This is a genomic window from Marivirga tractuosa (genome assembly GCF_042140215.1).
GTDB classification, from domain to species: Bacteria; Bacteroidota; Bacteroidia; order Cytophagales; family Cyclobacteriaceae; genus Marivirga; species Marivirga tractuosa_A.
In genome coordinates this window covers 2,500,014-2,519,925 of the sequence record NZ_CP159478.1, presented here as the reverse complement: position 1 = coordinate 2,519,925, position 19,912 = coordinate 2,500,014, and the positions used below count along the sequence as shown (strand labels likewise).

General features: G+C 34.8%; 20 protein-coding genes. 4 read left to right on the top strand and 16 right to left on the bottom strand.

The features are described 5' to 3' along the window. Positions 1-150 precede the first annotated feature (150 nt). Complete coding sequence (locus tag ABWH96_RS11365) at positions 151-828, top strand: hypothetical protein (protein WP_375577651.1); 678 nt, start codon at positions 151-153, stop codon at positions 826-828. 378 nt (positions 829-1,206) lie between these two features. On the opposite strand, the gene ABWH96_RS11360 is transcribed toward ABWH96_RS11365, so the two are convergent. The 6 genes from ABWH96_RS11360 to ABWH96_RS11335 form a co-directional block, all read right to left on the bottom strand. Further along, positions 1,207-1,731, bottom strand: coding sequence for a hypothetical protein (locus ABWH96_RS11360; protein WP_375577650.1), 525 nt, complete (start codon positions 1,729-1,731; stop codon positions 1,207-1,209). A 151-nt stretch (positions 1,732-1,882) separates the two neighbouring features. Then, positions 1,883-2,755: a M23 family metallopeptidase gene (locus tag ABWH96_RS11355; RefSeq protein WP_375577649.1), complete on the bottom strand. Its 873-nt coding sequence runs from the start codon at positions 2,753-2,755 to the stop codon at positions 1,883-1,885. Further along, positions 2,725-3,639 carry an HTTM domain-containing protein gene (locus tag ABWH96_RS11350; protein WP_375577648.1) on the bottom strand — a complete coding sequence of 305 codons (915 nt, stop codon included), beginning with the start codon at positions 3,637-3,639 and terminating at the stop codon, positions 2,725-2,727. Before ABWH96_RS11350 ends, ABWH96_RS11355 begins: the two co-directional genes overlap by 31 nt. After that, positions 3,636-4,289: a hypothetical protein gene (locus ABWH96_RS11345; protein WP_375577647.1), complete on the bottom strand. Its 654-nt coding sequence runs from the start codon at positions 4,287-4,289 to the stop codon at positions 3,636-3,638. Before ABWH96_RS11345 ends, ABWH96_RS11350 begins: the two co-directional genes overlap by 4 nt. 57 nt (positions 4,290-4,346) lie before the next feature. Next, positions 4,347-4,685 carry a hypothetical protein gene (locus ABWH96_RS11340; protein WP_375577646.1) on the bottom strand — a complete coding sequence of 113 codons (339 nt, stop codon included), beginning with the start codon at positions 4,683-4,685 and terminating at the stop codon, positions 4,347-4,349. Between the two features lie 686 nt (positions 4,686-5,371). Next, complete coding sequence (locus ABWH96_RS11335) at positions 5,372-6,724, bottom strand: NAD-dependent epimerase/dehydratase family protein (RefSeq protein ID WP_375577645.1); 1,353 nt, start codon at positions 6,722-6,724, stop codon at positions 5,372-5,374. Between the two features lie 133 nt (positions 6,725-6,857). Between ABWH96_RS11335 and ABWH96_RS11330 the strand changes: the two genes are divergently transcribed. Both ABWH96_RS11330 and ABWH96_RS11325 read left to right on the top strand, forming a co-directional pair. Continuing rightward, positions 6,858-7,214 (top strand): hypothetical protein, encoded by a 357-nt coding sequence (locus ABWH96_RS11330; RefSeq protein WP_375577644.1) that lies wholly within the window; start codon positions 6,858-6,860, stop codon positions 7,212-7,214. A 710-nt stretch (positions 7,215-7,924) separates the two neighbouring features. Then, the gene (locus ABWH96_RS11325; protein ID WP_375577643.1) at positions 7,925-9,886 is read left to right on the top strand and encodes a DUF3352 domain-containing protein; all 1,962 of its coding nucleotides are present in this window, start codon (positions 7,925-7,927) and stop codon (positions 9,884-9,886) included. A 91-nt stretch (positions 9,887-9,977) separates the two neighbouring features. Here the strand turns inward: ABWH96_RS11325 and ABWH96_RS11320 are convergent, their stop codons facing one another. The 5 genes from ABWH96_RS11320 to ABWH96_RS11300 form a co-directional block, all read right to left on the bottom strand. Further along, on the bottom strand, positions 9,978-10,688 hold the full coding sequence (locus ABWH96_RS11320) for a hypothetical protein (RefSeq protein WP_375577642.1): 711 nt from the start codon (positions 10,686-10,688) through the stop codon (positions 9,978-9,980). 101 nt (positions 10,689-10,789) lie between these two features. Next, entirely contained in the window at positions 10,790-11,878 is a 1,089-nt protein-coding gene (locus ABWH96_RS11315) for a Gfo/Idh/MocA family protein (protein ID WP_375577641.1), read from the bottom strand. A gap of 254 nt (positions 11,879-12,132) precedes the next feature. Continuing rightward, positions 12,133-13,314 (bottom strand): IS4 family transposase, encoded by a 1,182-nt coding sequence (locus ABWH96_RS11310; protein WP_375577640.1) that lies wholly within the window; start codon positions 13,312-13,314, stop codon positions 12,133-12,135. Between the two features lie 90 nt (positions 13,315-13,404). Further along, positions 13,405-14,241 carry a M57 family metalloprotease gene (locus ABWH96_RS11305; RefSeq protein WP_375577639.1) on the bottom strand — a complete coding sequence of 279 codons (837 nt, stop codon included), beginning with the start codon at positions 14,239-14,241 and terminating at the stop codon, positions 13,405-13,407. Positions 14,242-14,485: 244 nt separating this feature from the next. Beyond that, entirely contained in the window at positions 14,486-14,965 is a 480-nt protein-coding gene (locus ABWH96_RS11300; RefSeq protein ID WP_375577638.1) for a hypothetical protein, read from the bottom strand. 116 nt (positions 14,966-15,081) lie between these two features. Between ABWH96_RS11300 and ABWH96_RS11295 the strand changes: the two genes are divergently transcribed. After that, a complete protein-coding gene (locus ABWH96_RS11295) occupies positions 15,082-15,435 on the top strand; it encodes an arsenate reductase family protein (RefSeq protein WP_375577637.1) in 354 nt (117 codons plus the stop codon). 5 nt (positions 15,436-15,440) lie between these two features. On the opposite strand, the gene ABWH96_RS11290 is transcribed toward ABWH96_RS11295, so the two are convergent. The 5 genes from ABWH96_RS11290 to ABWH96_RS11270 all read right to left on the bottom strand — a co-directional run bounded on the left by ABWH96_RS11290 (position 15,441) and on the right by ABWH96_RS11270 (position 19,904). Next, on the bottom strand, positions 15,441-15,929 hold the full coding sequence (locus ABWH96_RS11290; RefSeq protein ID WP_375577636.1) for a hypothetical protein: 489 nt from the start codon (positions 15,927-15,929) through the stop codon (positions 15,441-15,443). Positions 15,930-15,932: 3 nt separating this feature from the next. Beyond that, positions 15,933-16,148, bottom strand: a complete 216-nt coding sequence (locus ABWH96_RS11285) for a hypothetical protein (protein ID WP_375577635.1) — start codon at positions 16,146-16,148, stop codon at positions 15,933-15,935. Positions 16,149-16,186: 38 nt separating this feature from the next. Next, entirely contained in the window at positions 16,187-18,238 is a 2,052-nt protein-coding gene (locus tag ABWH96_RS11280) for a carboxypeptidase-like regulatory domain-containing protein (protein ID WP_375577634.1), read from the bottom strand. 62 nt (positions 18,239-18,300) lie between these two features. After that, positions 18,301-18,957, bottom strand: coding sequence for a ribulose-phosphate 3-epimerase (gene rpe, locus ABWH96_RS11275; protein WP_375577633.1), 657 nt, complete (start codon positions 18,955-18,957; stop codon positions 18,301-18,303). A 35-nt stretch (positions 18,958-18,992) separates the two neighbouring features. Further along, on the bottom strand, positions 18,993-19,904 hold the full coding sequence (locus tag ABWH96_RS11270; protein WP_375577632.1) for an ROK family protein: 912 nt from the start codon (positions 19,902-19,904) through the stop codon (positions 18,993-18,995). Positions 19,905-19,912: the final 8 nt, after the last annotated feature.

Genomic DNA, 19,912 nt, shown 5'->3' with positions numbered 1-19,912 from the left:
TTACTTTTTCAGACTTATAACAAATGTATAAGTATTAAAATTCAAGATTGTTATCTAATTCGTAAATCATTTGCTCCTAAAAAACCTAAACCCCTTCCATCCTTTCCACCCAAAATCAGTGTCTATCTCCTACAGAAACAATCAACTTTAATGAAAAAGACCCTTTTTATTATCATTTTAACGTTCCTATTGATTAACCATAGCTTTTCGCAAGGGAATCCGCCTATCGACAATACTTTGAATTTTAAAGTGATGCCTGTGTCGCTTTTGGCCTATAATCCTCGTCACAGAGTTGGATTGGAATATATTGCTCAGAATAAATGGGCTTATAGTTTTGATTTCGGTTATGGTAATTATGCACTCAATAGAAAAAGAATTGATGGCTTAAAATGGGGAAAAGATTATGTATATTACGAACTGAGGCCTGAAATTAAATACCTTTTCCATAGAGGCAAAGAATACTTTATGTATGCTGCTATGGAATTTTTCCACATTAATGTGCGAGACAATTTCGGATCAGGAAGGTATCAACAAGAAGATCCTTATGTTGGCATTTCTTATGAAAGCGCAAGTTTTCGCAAACGCAAAACAGGTGCTCACCTAAAAGGAGGCGTTAATTTTATCGCATTAGATCGTATGCATTTTGATTTTTATGGAGGTATTGGTTTTGCTAAAAGAACCATTTCCTATACTGATGTAGTCAATCCTGTAGAGGGCGCTGAAGTTTGGGTAGAATGGATTCCAAAACCTGATTTATTTGAAGGGAAATCCTTTGTAACCCATTTAACTCTGGGCTTAAAAATAGGTTATACGCTTTGGGTGAGATGAGCAATAGCGTCAAAAGAAAATTCCTGTTATTCCCTCTGGAAACCAACCGTAGAAAAACTGGTTTAACCCGAAGGACAGACAATTTATAAAAAATTGATAATTTGATTATTAAATTATCAAATTCAACTGAAAATCTTGGTTTTGAAAGATCCAAATTCGAGCTAAAGGTTTTTATAAATTACCAAGGTCAACCCTAATTAATCAATTGATAATCTGTTTTTTAAATCGATAATCATCATTTTTCATAACATTCTTATGAATAATGCGGGTTAAAGTAAAAAATTTGATTCTAAAAAGAAGCACTGAAAAGAGAAAGTTTTCTAAAGTTACAGAAAATCGAAGAATTCATAGAATATATGAATACAGATATAGCAAATTTCAGTTTGCTTGCATACCCGATAATTTTAAACATAAATTGATTGAAATCAATTGAGCTAAAACTATTGACAGAATGTTAACGAATATACTCTGCAGAAATAACGGCATGCTTACAAATGTACTCATGGTCATTGCATCCATTTCTTCACTTACAAACATTTCGTTAAGCGCATTGCCATATGCAAGGGAGAGGCTGTTATCGATAGAATTTAAAATTACGGCCAGAACCAGGCAAAAAATAAGCGTGTAAAGGATAGACGATAGAATGAGTTTGATCTTGTTTATCCTGATAGAAGAAGATTGCCTCTCTTTTAAAACATAAGGATTTAGTAAGAAGAGGTTTCCGATTATTATACAAAGGAACAAGATCCCCGCCTGTGATATGGAAACAATAGAGACTTCCATTTCATTGAAACCTCCCCCACTTTGATAAAAGCTATTTACTAGTAATATATTCATCAGTATAGAAACTGATGAGATTATAAAAGCTATAATTGCAAGGTTTTTAAAAGCTGTTGTATTCATGTGTATAGTGTTTAATTTCAACGGTTATATGCCCCAAAAGGAATCTCTATTAGGGAATTTCTCAAATAATACTCATCTGTCGACTGTCCCACTATATGGGAGGCTTGGTATAAATCCATCATAGAATAAGCATACTCGTTTCATATAAAAATTATTTATTTTCTACTTCAATACCATTATTTACCCAACCATCATGCTCAAGATTATCAAATTTTATAGGCACACCCACCCCTAAATAGAAATTTGGGCTATCCTGCACGTGAAAATGAATATGAGGCTCAGTGGAATGTCCTGAATTACCACAAAGGCCAAGCAATTCTCCTCTTCTCACAAATTGTCCGGGCTTTACTTTTATGGAGTGGCGTTTAAAATGGGCAATAAAGGAGTATTCCTCATCATTATGCTCAATAATGACGAAATTGCCTCTAAAATCCTTTGCCCAATAATTTATAGCACCTGCTTTAGTGTAATCAGCCAAGCCATCCTTCACCTCGATTACTTTCCCGTCCGCTGGACATAAAACTTCAGCCTCAAAACAATAATAATCTTCTATATCATGAGGATTATTTTGATAGGACTTTCCTTCCATATCCTGTATTACAAAATCATAAGCATATCGCTGGTTATAGATATTCCAGGAATGAGATTTATCTTTAGTAATTCCTCCATTGTAAACAAACCACTTGCCTGCAAAGGGTAGATTGAAAGAAGCAACATTTTTATATGTTTTGGGCTCAAGAGATTTGAGGGGCTTATAGAATGTTCTCCATACAATACCTATCAGCTGAAAAAAAGACTGCAAGAATAAGTTGGGATGATAAATATCAGGCTCCCGCAAAACATCCTGTGACTTCTTTTTCCAAAAAGTCTCTGCTACCTCATATAACACATCTGCTACTATTAATACAATAACATATTTGAAAGGCTCGTAAAATGGATACAGGAATATAAGGAAATAAAATACCCTGTAAATTTTCAGCCTTAAGAAGCCTCTCAAATACGGTGTAATTTTCGTACTTTCCATTTTCTTGTAAACTTTTTCAATGATTTTATCCAGTGAATAATATTCTCCCACTCCTTATTGGTCAAAAACAAGCAGTAAGTCATGATGAAAACAAATTGAAAATCGTAGATCATCATTAAGGTAAAAATGCTTAAGTGTAAAAGAATTCCTGCTATTAAAAGTGGGTATCGAATTTTCTTAATCCAGATGAGCACTGGGAAATATAGCTCGAGAAAAAGTGTGCCATAAGTGCTAATCGTTACAAAATAGCCATTCTGAGCTAAAAATTCATTAAATGGAGTTCCCTGAAACCGCTCTAGCGATAAAGTGTAATAAGATGCAACTCCATTAAACCAAACATCAGCATGCATCTTAAAAATGCCTGAAACAAAGTATGCTAGGCATAGATGTATCATTATAGAATAAGCCGAAAGCCGGGTACATAGGTTATTCAACTTATTGAGTACAGTATTTTTGAAATTACTCTTATTTATAGTATAAAACTTAAAGGAATCTGCAAATACCAGATAGAGTAAAATAAATTTCATGAGATTATCTCCACCATTCAAAACTAAGCCATTCATTCTTTGGAATAGTTCGAATAGAAAAAAAACAAACAGAATTGTTAATCGTTTTCCAATCCCAAAAATCATGAGAACGCTCAGTATAGAAAAAATTAAGGTCAGTTCAGAATGAAAATTCCGAATCGATGAACTCAATTCAAAAAGACCCAGAAAATAGATTTCTTCATGAGCCACAAAGCTATCCAAACCATAAAGTATTTCTCCGCTAGTGATGTTAAAAAAGATTTTTCTAATCAAAAACACACCTATGATAACACGTAGAAGCGCTAAAGCATATGTTCTATCACTTTCTTTGTACAAGTCACTTAAAGGTAATTTCATGATCCCTGAATTAATGGTGATTCAAAAATTTTAGCCTGTTTTCTAATCACATCCTGAGTATTATTTCTTTCCGAAAAAACAGGTATAGATTCATTGACAATGTAGAATCGATAATGGTATTGTGTTAAATCAATATTATTTTTTAGTGCTACCACTTCTCCGTAATTAGCCAATGTCTGTACCGCCTTTAAATAATCTCGATTATCCCAGGTGAATTTCATTAATGGGGTAGTGAATTTATCTTCACTTGAATCCGGGTACTGGAACAAGATATTTTGGCGTTGATCGACCAGAAAATCATTGATCTGTATCATAGAGTTATTTAGCACATAATCGATTACTTCATACTTTGCATTAAATGGCGCATTTGATCTTTTTGAAAGGACTATTGGTTTAGCCACTTCAAGCACAATGGTGTCCTGCTCATTTTTATTATGAAAAGCATAATATAATCTATCGTTATGCTTTGGTGGAGGGGCAAAGAATGACCACTTCTGGAATAATACTGTATTAAAAAATTTCTCTGTAGCAATATGTTGGAGTTTAATATAGTTGTCCGGCAGATTAAAAAAAACTGTCATGAACCAATAGCAGAGGAAAACAGCTATAATAGGTATTGCCAATACGGTGGTTTTATTTACATTTTTCATCTTGGTTGACTTAAAAAATGGAAAAAATCAGGTGACAAAATGCCACCTGAAAATCACTTAATTTAACTGAGCAAGTCGCATGTCTCTTTCAACATGAATAGTTTGTGCAATTTCTTCTTGTGGTTCATTGCCACAGAAAGAACAAACTAAAGTGTAGGCCACAGCTGATCTAACAGCGGCTTTTGTCACTAAGGCTGCAGCTCTGGCAGTAAGTATAACAGCCGGAGTAGCCGCATAAGTGGCTCCATCAGCATCATACACGCTGCTTTCGTAAACTACATCTGCTACCCCTGATGTATCATTTTGCTCAGGTACATACTGTAGGGACACATTCATTACACAAACAGCAGCTACAGCTAAGGCTGCTAGTCCATTTTTTAACTTTGAGTTTAACATAACTTTATTTATTTGGTTTGAATATAAAGCTATTAGGGCTCAGTGCATTTACATTGCACTGTTAAAAAAAATATTTTGAAGTTGAAATTCACTTTCATAATAGTAAGTGTTTGACTTCCGACAATACTTAATTTTAGCACCCTGATCTCTAAAAATTTCAAGATAGAGAAATAGTGTTCTTCTGGAAATGTTCAGTTTATCACTTAATTCTACTGCTTTGCCTGTATTTCTTCTTTCGATTAGTTTATGTAATAGGTGGAGTCGTTGGAAGTAGTTTAAATATCTCATAGGGAACGATTTTGGTTTTATGAAACTAAAATAATTGAGAGAAATACTTATTGCAAGAAAAAATTAAAAAAATCTGAGTTAAACCTAGTTCAATACTGTATTAATACAATGAATAAAATGTTAATCGGACAATAGCTTTATTAAATTAAAAAAACACCTCTTATAGGTCACCATAATTTACAAACACTTCTCAAACCGCATCCGCCATGAGAAAAATCCTGTATCTTGAAGATTCGAAATCAATTATCTATGTTTCCAAATGATAAGCTTAAGAAAAATTCATCATTTTAAGATGATAACTCTTGAATTAAAAATCAGATTTATACTATGTATGAAGTAAAAAAAATTAAGTCACAGCTAGACAAGTTTTACTTTTAATCAGCATAATCGTATAATATTTAATCTTGTCGCATCAAAAATCGATTAAACTGATTCATGATAAAAAGGTGTCCTACCGCCTGGGTGTATTTATAAACCAGCCATGGTAAAGCTGGGACGAAACGGTGAATGGCGGAAATAATATGCTGGTTGTCCATAACTGAACGGAATTCAAGCCAGCCCATATCACTTCTTTTGCAAAGCACTCCGCCCGTAATAAAAAAGAGTCTGCGGTTTTCATCACTGCGATTGGGCATATAAGTCAACTCTAAAAGCATGATATTTAAAAGGTGAAAACGTACAATATTACCCTCCTGCTTAGCCGTTAAGATAAACTTAAAGTAGCGATCCAGCCATCTGGGATAAAGATCGGCTATTATACCTGCAGGCTTATTATGAGGATTATTTAATCGCTGCACACTTCTTACGGTATTTCGTTCTTCCTCTTTCTCATAGCTTCTCTGAATGCTAGGATGGCTTTCGTATAAAGCTGCATTTATGCTGTCTTCTATTTTCACTTTCCCTCTCCAATGGAAAGCTTGCGTTTCATCCGCACGCATATCGTGGCGCAGACTATCAATTAAAGGAGAAACAAACACATAGCTAGTCCCCGAAAATAGGGCCACCCAAAGTTTTGAAAACCCTAGTGTAAAGAAAGGAATAGAGAAAATCACTCTCTTTTTCTTCATCTTTTGTGAGGTTATTTTGAGCATCTCCATATAAGAGGTCTCTTCAGACCCTGCTACTTCAATGGCTTGGCCATAAACCTCTTGATTGCCCAATGATTTTTCAATGAAATGAAGTATATCTTTAATATCTACTGGTTCCGAAGGTGATTTACACCACTGCGGACAGGCCATTATGGGCAATCTTTTTACTAATTCTTCTACTACTCTAAAGGATGAACCACCTGGCCCAATTACTATGCCCGCTCTGATGGTGGTAAGGGGCACTGATCTTGCCCCTAGCGTTTTCTCGGTTTCATATCTACTTTTCAGATGCTTGGAATATTCATTGGTCTCTTTTGGTAAGATTCCTCCAATAAATAAGATTTGCTCCAGTCCACATGCTTCAGCTGATCTGGCGAAATTATCAGCTAAAAGTAAGTCTGTATTTTCAAATGAGCTTTGATTCATTCTGGTGCTTGGATTCATGCTGTGCACCAGATATAAAGCGTAATCAGCGCCTTGAAGGGCTTGAGTGGTACTGGAAAGTGAATATAAATCAGCTTTTCGCCATTCTACAGAAGGATATTGAGAATCCTTCACTTCTCCTCTGCTTAAAGCTATGATGTCATATTTTTCATGATATTTATCAATGAACCATTTCCCAATAAATCCAGTAGCCCCTGCAATAGCAACTCTTTTCTTCATTTCATATTAAGTCATATGAATGGAAATTGTTAGAGAATTTTATATTTATTATGAATTGCAAATTAAGATAGCCTAGAATTTTTCAATTTCACAAATACTAATTAATTTAGCTTTTACTAAATATATTAGTATTATGAGAAGCTTAGGAAGTTTATTAAAGGCGGGATATGTACCGCAAAAAGGACAGGAATTTTATCAGGCCTATAGCGATATTCCCAGTTTACGATTTGTAGATATTGAAAAGCGGAAACGCAGGCCAACTGAATATTTATTCCAGCCAGGCAGTCATGACAATTTAGATAAATACTATTTATGGCCTTATTTTCCAGGGAAACCTATTAAAGCCGTGCAATTAGTAAAAGTGATTCCCTTTTTCTCCACTGGAAAGAAGCATCAACTGGTAGATGGAGCGCTTCGGTATAAAGATATAATATGCTTTGATGAAGAAACTATTTATATGTTCCCTACTTTTTTTAAACCTGTTTATTAAGAATGAATTTAATTTTTTAAGTACCTAATCCTCAATATAGTTAAGATAAGCCTTGAAGCTTTATATTTAAATTCAAAATCAAAAAAAATCAGGCTATTTTCTTTTATATTCTTTTGTTCCTTTTCCCGAAAAATACGGTACAAATTGTCGTTGGAATTGCTGCCAGCGGTAGATACTCACAGTCATTACTTTTTTACCACAAAAGATTCAAAAGAAAACAAAAGTTTTTCGCTAAAGCGAAAAATCTGTCTTAACTTAATAGCAATGCCTGTCTCAATTTTGACTTTTTAGTCCTGAAAGGACGTCATATCACAACACAGGGTGGCGCCCTGTGTTATTAAACAAAAAACTACAAAGCCCTGAAAGGGCACAATATTACGCCCTTTCAGGGCTTTTGTATCCCGATTTATTTATGTAGGGCTTCACCCTACACTGTGATATATCAGCCCTTCGAGCCTAAAAGCAAACAGTAACTTACTATATATGACTAGAAAATTACGGGACAAGTCTACTGAAAATTCAGTAGTGCGTCCCCTGAAGGTGTTTTCACCTTCAGTTTGAAAGCTACAATGTTAGAGCTCAATGTTGCTTTTAAATTAGTAGCATTTTAATTACAAAGCATAACAAAATTTCCATTTAACTTCAGTGAAAATTTCAATCCCTTAAATCTTTCTTTATTTTTGGCGTTATTGTTTTAAATCCAATGCTTTATGAAAAAAGTCATTATTGTCATTACAATCATTGCAATTGTAATTGCATTCACTTTTATCTACTTTTTTTACCTGCAGCCCGTAAAGAAGAACAATCCTATGATGGCTGTTCCGCCCAGTGCGAGCATGATCTTTGAAATGGAAAACCCTTTTGAGGAATGGAATGAAATCACGGATAATAAAATATGGAATTATCTAAAAAGCAACCCCTACTTTGCAGAGATCGGACAGGAATTGGATAGCCTTACGGTGGATATGAAAAACAATGAAAGTCTGTGGGAATTGGTTATGGATCGGCCAATGGTGATGTCGGTACATAAAACCCGGCCAAAAGATTATGATTTTCTATATGTAATTGATTTACAGCGCGCCACACAATTCAACTTTATTAAAAACTACATTAAAGATTTTAGTGAGGATATTGAGAAAGTATACACGAGAACTTATCAGGATCAGGAAATCTTAGAAATTAATTTTATTGACTCCCCTACTACCTATTATCTTTTTATTTACGAAAATTTATTAAGCGTTTCTTCTACTCATATACTCGTTGAACAATCCATTGATCAATTGAAAAAGCCCATATTGGTACGCGATTTAGATTTTATTGATATCACCAAAGCCTTAGGCTCAAATGATATCAATATGTACATCAATTACCCTGAGCTTTCTGATTATTTAAAAATATGGATGGATGATACTGAAGATGATGATGACATGCTTAGTATTTTAAAATACAGCGGCATGTCGCTTGAAGCTACTGATGAAGTATTTTCTGTTAAAGGTTATTCCAATGTAAAAAAAGACAAACCCAATCTACTTACAGCCTTAATGAATTCCGGAGAAGGTGAAATTGGAGTGGGGACTATAGTTCCCGATAATGCCTCCTATTTTATGAGCTTAGGTTTTGATGATGCGAAAGAATTCTATGCCCAAATGGAGGAAGTACTAAAAGCCTCCGAAGATGGCGATTCTTATATTGAAAGCAAGCAAAAAATTGAAAGCTATCTTGATATTTCTATAGAAGATGATTTTTTGAGTTGGATCGATAATGAAATCGCTTTAATTCAGCTCAATTCCAATAGTAACAAAAATAAGGTGGAATTAGCAGTAGCGATCAAACATGATGGCATTGAAGATACGAAAGAACGATTAGACTACATAGAACAACAGATCCGAAAGAAAACGCCTGTGAAATTTAAGGGAATCAGTTATAAAGGCTATGACATACAGTTTCTTTCTATCAAAGGCTTCTTCAAGCTGATGTTTGGAAAGGCTTTTGAGGGAATTGACAAGCCTTACTACACCATTATGGAAGATTATGTGGTATTTAGCAATTCGCCACGAACTTTGGGTAAAATCATTTCCTCTGTGGAAGAAAAAAGCACTTTAGATCATACTAAAGAATATGCAGTTTTTATGGAGAATTTCGATTATGAATCTAGTCTTTTTATTTATCTCAGCGCCAATGAGTTATTAAGTGATACTGAAAGATTACTGGATCAGGAATCATGGAATGAACTAAAACCACATCAAACCTATTTTAAAAGCTTCCCGATGATAGGCATGCAACTAACTGCTGATGGGGATTTATTGAATCATCAGATTCAACTAAATTATTTAAATCATGAGCAAATCAGTAATTGGAATTCGTTGGTAGAAGAAAGTGAATTTAAGGTGGAAGAGGTAGATGATTCTACCGAAACGGAAGAGGAAGATTTAATCTCAGTGGAAAATATTTTACCTGAAGACCTTAATAGCAAAACCTTTATTGAACATTACGAAAATGATCAAGTGAAATTTGAGGTTTCCCTAAAAGATGGCTTGAAGCATGGCCGCTATTTCCAGTTTGACAGTCTGGGAAATATGGTGGTGAAAGGCCGTTACCGAAATGATGAAAAATCAGGCACCTGGCGATTTTATGATGAAGAGGGAGATTTGATACGCAAAGAACGGTTTTAACTTATTGTATTGATCCAGTCTAACAAGTAATTGACCATTATTTTTAAAATCCTGTAATTTTACAGGATGGGTATTTATATTTAGAATTTAATCAATATGCTTTTAAAGCTTTAAAGTAATTACCTATTTTATAGGGTCTAATGATTACTGGAATAACAAAACCTGTGATTCCTACTAAATATAAAGCAGTTATTCTGCCGATATTAATAGGGATTTCACCAAGAGCCTGATCATAGGTTTGCTTTACCCCTAAACCAATTAAAGCTGTACCTGCTACATATGAAGCTAACTGAAGTAAAGTTTGATTTCTTGCCCTGTTTAGGTAAGATTTGGATTCGATATTATCATTCAAATCTGACTTTAAATTTCTATAATTTATCCTCTTTGCACTTCCATTATCCTTTCGGTAGGCAATAATATTTTGTTCCGTAATAGTTGAATATGCGATAGGTTCCATGTAAAATTGATTGTTAATCGCACTGTTGAAAATACTAATACGTTCAGAAACCTTTTCCACTTGTGTCCAAAACCTAAAAGTTCTCCAAGGAATCACTTCATAACGTCTACTCTTTCCATTTTGAATGAAAGTTTCAACGTAATCTATTTCTTCCGCATATAGCCTATCCAATCCAAGTTGATCAGTTGCTACAAATGGACTTCCGAAAATGGCGCCATTACTAAATCTTATATAGTCCGTTTTCAGTGTTTTACTGTCTCTTAAATGAATATTAGCTTCTATATTTTGCGCAACTACAGCTGAATGAAAAATAAGGGAAATGAAAATTGTTACGATCGATTTCAATGGTAGTATAAATTGGGTGAACAATAACTATATCCTAATGTATTAAATAATAATTAAAGCTTTTACTTTAAATGTCGATTATTATATAAATATTTAATCATTTAGATTTGAACTGAATTACCTTCTTTAGCTGATTTATAAATGGCTTCCACTACCCTAATATCTTTCAAACCTTCTTCACCTGGTACTAAAACCGCCTTATCATTAAAGATTGCCTTTGCATCATTATCCATTTGTAAAGCTTGTTGATTGGGTATGCTGGCATTTAAAATATCGCCATTACTTGCACTGCCCTTAATACCACTATATGCCTGAAACGGATTGAGTTTATACCATCCATTCTTACAAGTAACGTGAAGGTCGTTCATACTCATTCCAAAACTAGTGGCACAATTTGCTACTGCCCCACTAGGAAATTCTAACTGAAAGAGCGTAGTTTCATCAACTTCATCGAAAATTTCTGGTCTATTGGTAAAATGCTGTGCCATAACACTTATAGGTTCTTCACCTGCTACATATCGAGTGGCATTGAGCGGATATACGCCCATGTCATACATAGCTCCCCCTCCCATTTCTTTTTCAAATTTCCAATGATCCGTTCTGCCATCATAATATCCAGCGGAAGCTTGTATCAAATTAATGGACCCGAAGATATTTTTTTTTCTGTAGTTAATGATTTTTCGTGTATTAGGTTCATGCTGCATTCTGTAGCCAATGCTCAATTTGACCTTATTTTTTTCACAAGCATCAATCATCTTTTGACAATCTGATGCGGTTACGGCCATGGGTTTCTCACACCAAACATGTTTGCCGGCATTAGCCGCCCTAATGGTATATTCGGCATGCATTGAAGTGGGTAATACTACATATACAACATCAATATCAGGATTATTGGCTATGGTGTCGAAATTCTGATAGTTATAAATATTTTTATCAGGTATATCGTATTTCTTTTGCCATTTTTCTGCTTTAGCAGGTGCCCCAGTTACTATGCCTGCGAGATAGCAATTATCTGTCATTTGAAGAGCAGGCGCTAATAAATCTGTGCTATAATAGCCTAAACCAACTAAGGCTACTCCTAATTTTTTCTTACTCTGAGCTGATAAATATGGACTTAAAACGGAGGCCGATAAACCTATTCCAGCAACTCCAATGATAGATTTCTTTACAAAGCTTCTCCTATTTTCCATCTTTTTTTTATTCAATTTAAGAAATTTGATGGGAAAAGATAAATTTAAAATAGTTGAGATTCTTATGGCTCAGTAATTTCAGTTCTTCAATATAAAATGAGTCAAAATTGTGGGTTAAAGCAACAATTGATTAAAAACAAAAAAAGCCCGATAACGGGCTTTTTGTTTTTCAAAATAATACTTTTTTAACAATGCTGTCCTAAATAATTTAAAATTGCGATAAAAGCCTACTTCTACTGCTGTTTAGTCCAGCTTTATCCATAATCAGGAAAAAGGTCCCCCTGTACGCCTTGATTTTGTACTTTGGGCGGATCCTCAAAGGGTTTGTCCAGCCATTTTTGAAGTTTTATTTTAACAAACACGTTAAGCCTGATAAATGCCACCAAATTAGAAAGGTACCAGTTGTATTTCGCTTGGTGCTTCATTACTTTAAGTAGAAGTATGGTAATAAGGGCAGTCCATATCTGTATCATAACAGCATTTTCAGAAGTACCAATGAAAGTTTTGATATGTAGCAACTGTTTAATATCCCTGAAAAACACCTCTATTTCCCATCTTGACTTGTAGAGGTCACCTATGGTTTGAGCCGCCCATTTAAAATTATTGGTGATGATCTCAATGGTTTGCTGATTTTCATCGTCCCATACTGCCACTCTTCTAAGCTTATCAGGGTATTTTTTCTTTGATTGGTAACCGGTGAGGATTATTTCTTCATCCTTTAAGATATGCTGTGCTGTGTTGTTGGGCAGTTCTCTTTCCTTCACCATTTCAAATTTAAGGTTCCCCTTGTGCCTGATCACGAAGTTTACCCCTTTGCTGTCCCAAATGTTGAGCATGGGGAAATCATTATAATATCTGTCAGCCACGATCACTGAGCCTTTCTCCAGAGGGATATCATAAGCCCCTTTGTTATCGCCCACGCTACCCTCGGTAATATTGACATAAACAGGCAGTTTACCGTCATAATCCAGTAATGTGTGCATTTTTACAGCCCCCTTTTTGGTGCGGAAAGTAGCCCAGTCAAATACTGACAGACATAGACTGATTACAGTGGAGTCCAACAGGTAAACCGGGACTTTTATTTTGAGCTTTGTTCGCTTTACACCTATCTGCTGTCCTAAAGAATTAAGCAAACTGTAATAGAGGTCTTTGAACAAACTAGCATCTCTACGCTTGTTTTGATAACTTATACTTGACTTTGAAGGGGCTTGTTCAACACCTAGATGATTCAGGTTACCTGTTGCCGAACGCATGCCGTTGGATATATCTCTGACCGAAGTAGCCTTGGCAAAATGACAGAACAACATAGAGACTAGATGTGTCCAACTGTTAAATCCTTTATTGGCTTTATCGGTCTGTTTTTCCCTAGCTAAATTATTGAATTTTGAACGGTCAATTTTTTTAATAATCTGTGCAAAAAGTGTAATATTGCTCATGAGGGGTTTTGTGGTTTTTGTGTCAACCCAAAATTAATATTTTGGGATAAAACTTAAACCCCTCTCTTTATTTAGGACGCTATTGCTTTTTTAATAAAGATAATCTAAAGCAACTTGATCATCTGAATTAAATGGCCTATCAGTTCCATCAGTACAAGCTAACATCCATGAAGCATCTGCAGCAGAAGCTCCAGTTGGTGTTCCAGGAATATGATTTGCTCCAACGCCACCATCACCTTCATTTGCAGTAGAACCACCACAGCTGATACTTCTATCAAAGTAATCAGTATGACGGAAACCAATACAATGTCCCATTTCATGGGCAATTATAGTAGCTATGCCATCCACACTTAAGCCATATTGTGATTCCAAAATACCACTCATTTTGATTTCATTATAAGGATCACATGAAGAGGTAGGGAATCCTGCTGAACCTAATACACCTCTTCTTTCATCACCTTTTTTCAATCTTGTCATTACAATATCTGCCTGACTTTGATTAAATACTCTTTGAAAACTAATGGTTAGATTAAGTGCGTTGTAACGACTTATGGCTTCTTCTAAACCATCAATCATAGCAGGGCTATATCCTTTTCTACCACCTTCTTCAGCATACATATTGATAGTACGAGGACCACAGACTAAGTTGTCTGTACTATACTGTTCTGAGTTTGGTAAGTAACTTGGCTTTTCCATTGCAGCAATAGAAGCATCTGTTAAATAGATATCACCTTCAACTAAATATCCGTCTTCAAAATTAATTGGTGCTTGGTCATTTACATTGAATCCAAGGTCTTTTAACTTTTCAATAACTACCGGATCAATTCCCGTATTATCAACAGTTAATGCCTCTTCTTCTTGACATGAAATGAAAAATGTTGCGCATAAAAATAGCGCAGTCGCGAGTAATCTTGACTTTGTCATCATAAATTTTAGATTTTGATTAAAACTGTCGCAAGCATATTGAAATATTCGTGAACATGCAATAATATTTTAATATAAAGTAAAAACTCGGATTAAAATATGGATATTCTTCAATTTTACATAAGATAAATTTAAGTGTTACAACACCTATTTTGATTGGAATTAGTTGATGATAAAATAAATTTTGCATAAAAAAAGCCACTTTAAATTAATAAAGTGGCTTTCGAATTTTAATGATTTAGATGAATTAAGCACCTGTATCAGCAGGAGCTATTCTAGTTGTAATTTCATCATATTTAGCTTTCAAGTCTGGGTCAACAGAAAGTGTTTGTTTGATGTTCTTATAATTTTGAACACCTACCATACTCTTAGCTAATAAATTTAATGCTTCTTTAATAGCATCAGTTCTTTTCTCTTTTTCTTTAATAATTAGGCCCATGAATTGTACTTCAAAATCATTTGCACCTAATTCTTTCAATTTTGCTTCATTATCTCCAGCACTTTGCAATTCACTATATCTCTTTGTGTCAAAACCTTCTTGCTCTTCAATTAATGCTTGGATAGCCGGACTTACCTCCGCTTTCATTTGTTCAATAACCTGCATTAATAATGCATAATTATATAAATCCTTGTCCGTAATTTCTGAATCTTGCGCCATTACAGCTGTAGAATTTAAAAAAACTATTGCAGCTAATGCCAACATCCCTTGTCTCACTATTCTTTTCATAATTGCTCTGATATTTGATTTTTTGAATTGATTACTATTTTCTAAAACCCGAATTAAAGCTTTTTGTTGTCATAAGGCAAATTTTTTCCTTATTTTATGACATAAATTGAATAAATATGAGAAAAGTAGTCTATTATTTAAGCACTTGCGATACTTGTAAGAAAATTATGGCGCAATTAAATATGGATGATTTTGATAAAATTGACATCAAAAACAACCCACTTACTGAGCCTCAGTTACTTGAATTGTATGTGATCACTGAATCTTATGAAGAGTTATTCAATAAAAGAGCTATCAAATTCCGACAGCAGGGTTTGAATAAAAAAAATCTTTCGGATAATGATTATAAAAAGTTAATTCTTGAAGAATATACTTTTCTGAAAAGACCAGTCTTTTTAATTAATGGTGATCTGTATGTGGGGAACGCTAAAAAGACGGTGGAGAATTTGAAAGAGCGGATTGGGAAATAAATGCATTAATCCTTAATATATTTCTTTATGGTTGTTTTATCCTCCCATTGGATTTCACCTTCTAGATTTTTCAGTTGAGCGGTAATCCTATAGTCAATATAATTTTGGCTTTCAGTAACAAATTCCTCTGCGTCAATTCTCCCACTAAGTTGATATTCAGGTAGTTTTTCCTTACTACCCTTAACTAAATTTACTGAGCCATCTGATTTTGCGTATTGTGTAAAATATTTGCTTAGCTTCTCTCCTCCATTTTTAAAATTACTTTCAAATTCCTGAATCTCTATTCTAGGCTCCAAATTATTCTCTGCCTGGTGGTTTTTCATCCAGCTTGAAGTAATTAAATTATTAAAAAGCTCGCTAGTAGCTATTTCAGCATCTGTATCATTCCATCTGCCACTTAAATCAATACTATCCTGAGTATCTGTTTTTAGAACTTTTTGAGTGCTACATGAGAAAATAAATAAGCTGATAAGGATGAAGAAAATGTTTTTCATTTTTTAGAATTTAATGATTCCTTTTAGGTTCAAAAATCTTGCCGATAACGAATTGGGGACTGCAAATGTTTCTGAATTCACATCTTCTATCCATGAATAAGAGATCGTATTGCTTACTCCTAATACATTTAAAACATCTAATCCAATCCAAAAGGATTCAATATACTTAAGATTTTGAATTTTATCACCTATAAATTGTTTTGAAAACCCAACATCCATTCGTCTATACCATTCTCCAGTGAAAATATTACGACTATCTAAACTATTCGGTGGCCCAAAGGAAGCCCTGACCCTATTTGTAATTTTAAATTTACTTTTAATGTTGGATCGTTTATGAAGTTATCCTGAAAGAAAATAGCAGCTGTCACTCTTTGATCCGTTGGCCTTCTGATATATCCGTTGTTATCCTCAGCTATATCCTCTCGCGTGGAAAGTAATCCCAAACTAAACCAGGACTCAATATCGGGAATAAACTCGCCACTAAAGCGGAAATCAGTGCCATAAGCATATCCATCAGCACTAAGCTCTGGCCGATAGCGCAACCTGATATTATCTACATCAAATGGAATGATGTTATAAAGGTGTTTATAATAGAGCGAAGAATTCAATTGAAAGGGTCTCTCCCATAATTCAATATTCTTGGTGTAATTCCCAACAAAATGAAGTGCTGATTGCGCACGTACATCAGGTGTGATATTCCCAAAGAAATCTCTTAATTCTCTGTAAAAAGGATATTGCCTGTAAAGCCCTGTTGAGAAATTGAATTGCCCACTCTTATCAGGATGCAAAATAACTTGATACTGAACTCTTGGACTCAACAACCATTCGCCCGTATTAGAGCCATAATTCAATCTTAAACCTGAATTTAATGAATGTCGGTTATTAATTTGCCATTCATGCTGAACATAGATATTGGCAAAAGTGGCTTCTAAATTATTTTCTTGCTTAACTACTCGATTAACTTGAGCAAAATCTGCAGAATCACGGAATTCATATTCATCCAGAAAATCATTTACATATTGTTTCTTAAACTCAATTCCGAAAGCAAGAAGCTGATCTTTTTGAAATTGCCAATCATTTCGGATGATGGCCTGAGCAACTTGCGCATAAAGGAAATTACGGGCATAATTATAATTGGCTCCTATGCCTTTTAGGCTAATGCACTCATCAAAAGTATCGGAGGACAAATCCCTATCCACATCACATAATCTGTAAAACCCTTCTGTATTATTGTATTCAAATTCAGAGGTTGAAAAAGCAGACAAAATCACAGAGGTTCGGAAATTTTCGGTAAATAAATGACGTAACCGTGCACCACCCTGGAAACTTCTATAGCTTAAAGATTCTGCTCCTTGAAATTCCACTAAAAATCTTAATTTTTGTTGAAAGGAACCAAAATCGGTTTCCCTTGAAGCAGGTTCTATTCTGTAATCATTTTGAGCAAAAACAGCTAATAAATCCAAAGTAGTTTTATCGGAAAAACGGTAGTTATAAAATGCCTGAAAATCGAGGAAACGTGGTAGGTATTCGCCTGCGGTTTCGAAAGTATTAAAGAGGTATTTTGCGTTTTTATACCTTAACCCAAGTAACAAATTATCCTTATCATTAAATTGAGTAGATAAATAACCAGAAGCTCCTAAAAGTCCTAAATTGACATTTCCTTCCGTTTCTTCGGTCCTTTTATAATCAATAAGCAAATTACTGGAGAGTTTATCACCATATTTTGCTTCCCAACCGCCCGCTGAGAATTCAATATTGCCCACCAAATCAGGATTGATAAAACTAAGCCCTTCTTGCTGCCCAGCCCTTACCAAAAAGGGTCTGTATATTTCCATGCCATTAACGTAAACCAGATTCTCATCAAAGTTCCCACCTCTAACAGCATATGAACTGCTTAATTCATTATTGGAAACCACACCAGGCAAAGTGGTGAGGAGCTGATTAAATTCATTAAATGGAGTGGCCGTTTCATTTACCGAAAGGGGCTTAATCTTTTGTAATCCATTTTTAGGTAAGTTTTCAGTTTGTCCGCTAACGTCTACTTGCTGGAGCAACAAATTATCTACTTGCAGCTGAATTAAAACGGAATCTGTAGATTGAAGGCTTACATTTTGATCAATATAACTAACATGAGTAATCCTTAATTGATATTCAGATGATTTTGGAACCTTTAAATCAAAAAAACCCAAACTGTCTGTTTGGGTATTGAGTTCTGTGTCTATTAGCTGGACACTTGCAGAACCAATCCCCTCATTATTTCTAGCATCTACTATTCTACCTTTTATACTTTGGTTTTGCCCCAAAGTCATAAATGGAATTAAGCATGATAAAATAAAAAAGAAAATTAGGCGCATGTACTGCAGGCTATTTATCAAATAGAAACGTCTTTAAGTTCCTGAATAGTATGAATGGGATTCTCTGATTTGAAGACAAAACTTCCAGCTACTAAAACATCTGCACCCGCCTCTAATAATTTAGGTGCATTATCGATATTTACTCCACCGTCTATTTCAATTAAAGTTGAAGCATTTTGATCTGCTATCAATTCCTTTAATTGGCGAACTTTAGTGTAAGTTTGTTCTATAAATTTTTGTCCTCCAAACCCAGGGTTTACGGACATCATACATACCAAATCAGTATCTTGAATTACATTTTCCAATAAAGAAACATTCGTATGCGGATTGATGGCTACACCGGCTCTTAAGCCCAAATCCCTAATGGCCTGTAATGTTCTGTGCAAATGCGGACTTGCTTCATAATGCACTGAAATGGTAGCTGCACCTGCATCATGAAAGGCTTGAATATAATTCTCAGGCTTTTCAATCATCAAGTGAACATCCAAAGGTTTTTTTGCGTGTTTATAGATTGCTTCACATACGGGCAATCCAAATGAAATATTAGGAACGAAAACGCCATCCATAATATCTATATGGATATAATCTGCTTGGCTTTCATTCAACATTTCCACATCTCTTTGCAAATTTGCAAAGTCTGCGGCTAATACGGAAGGGGCTATTAAATGACTCATTCGGCAAAGATATAAAATTTGATTTTACCGACCACCTATGCGGTTAAAAATGCAGCTCCAAAAACACCTGCACTATCACCTAATTTTGGTTTTACTATAGGTGTTTTCATATCAGGGTTAAAAGTAAATTGCTTTACAGCCTCAATCCCTTCTTCATAAAGATGAGGAATATTTCCAACTCCACCGCCTATAATGATTACATCGGGGTCAATTACATTGACAATCACTGACAATCCTTTACCAAAAAAATGAATTAATCTTTCATATGTTTTTTGGGCAAATTCATCATCCATTCTATCTGCCATTATATCTTTTAACTTCTTATCCGCTCCAGAAATTTTTTTATAATAACGTTCTAGTGCTTTTCCTGCTAAAATAGTCTCTACGCACCCATGATTTCCACAATAACAATCTTCACCTGCTTCATCCAGGAAAATATGCCCCCACTCTCCTGCTATACCGTGCTTTCCATTCCAAACTTTACCATTAATCACCAAACCACCACCAACTCCAGAGCCCATAATTACTCCGAAAACTACCTCTGCTTTTGGGAATTGATCTTTCACAATGCCCATTTGGGCTTCAGCAACAGCAAAACAATTGGCATCATTGGCCATGAAAACAGGAATATTGAGAAGTTTCTGAAGGTCTTTATGTAGTGGTTTATTATTCAGATTAGTTGAATTACTATTTTTGAGTAAGCCTGTTTCAGGATCTGTTGAACCAGGAGTACCAATACCAATTGATTTTGGCTGAAAACCAATCTCCTCTGCCATTTGACTTACCAACAATTTAATGCGCTGAGTTATATGGTCATATCCTTCTTCTGCTTCTGTAGCAATTCTCGTCCTCAATAAAACCTCAGGTTCGTCTTTTGATTTCAGAATTACCCCTTCAATTTTAGTGCCTCCTAAATCAATTCCCCATAATGCCGATTGTTCACTCATTTCTATCT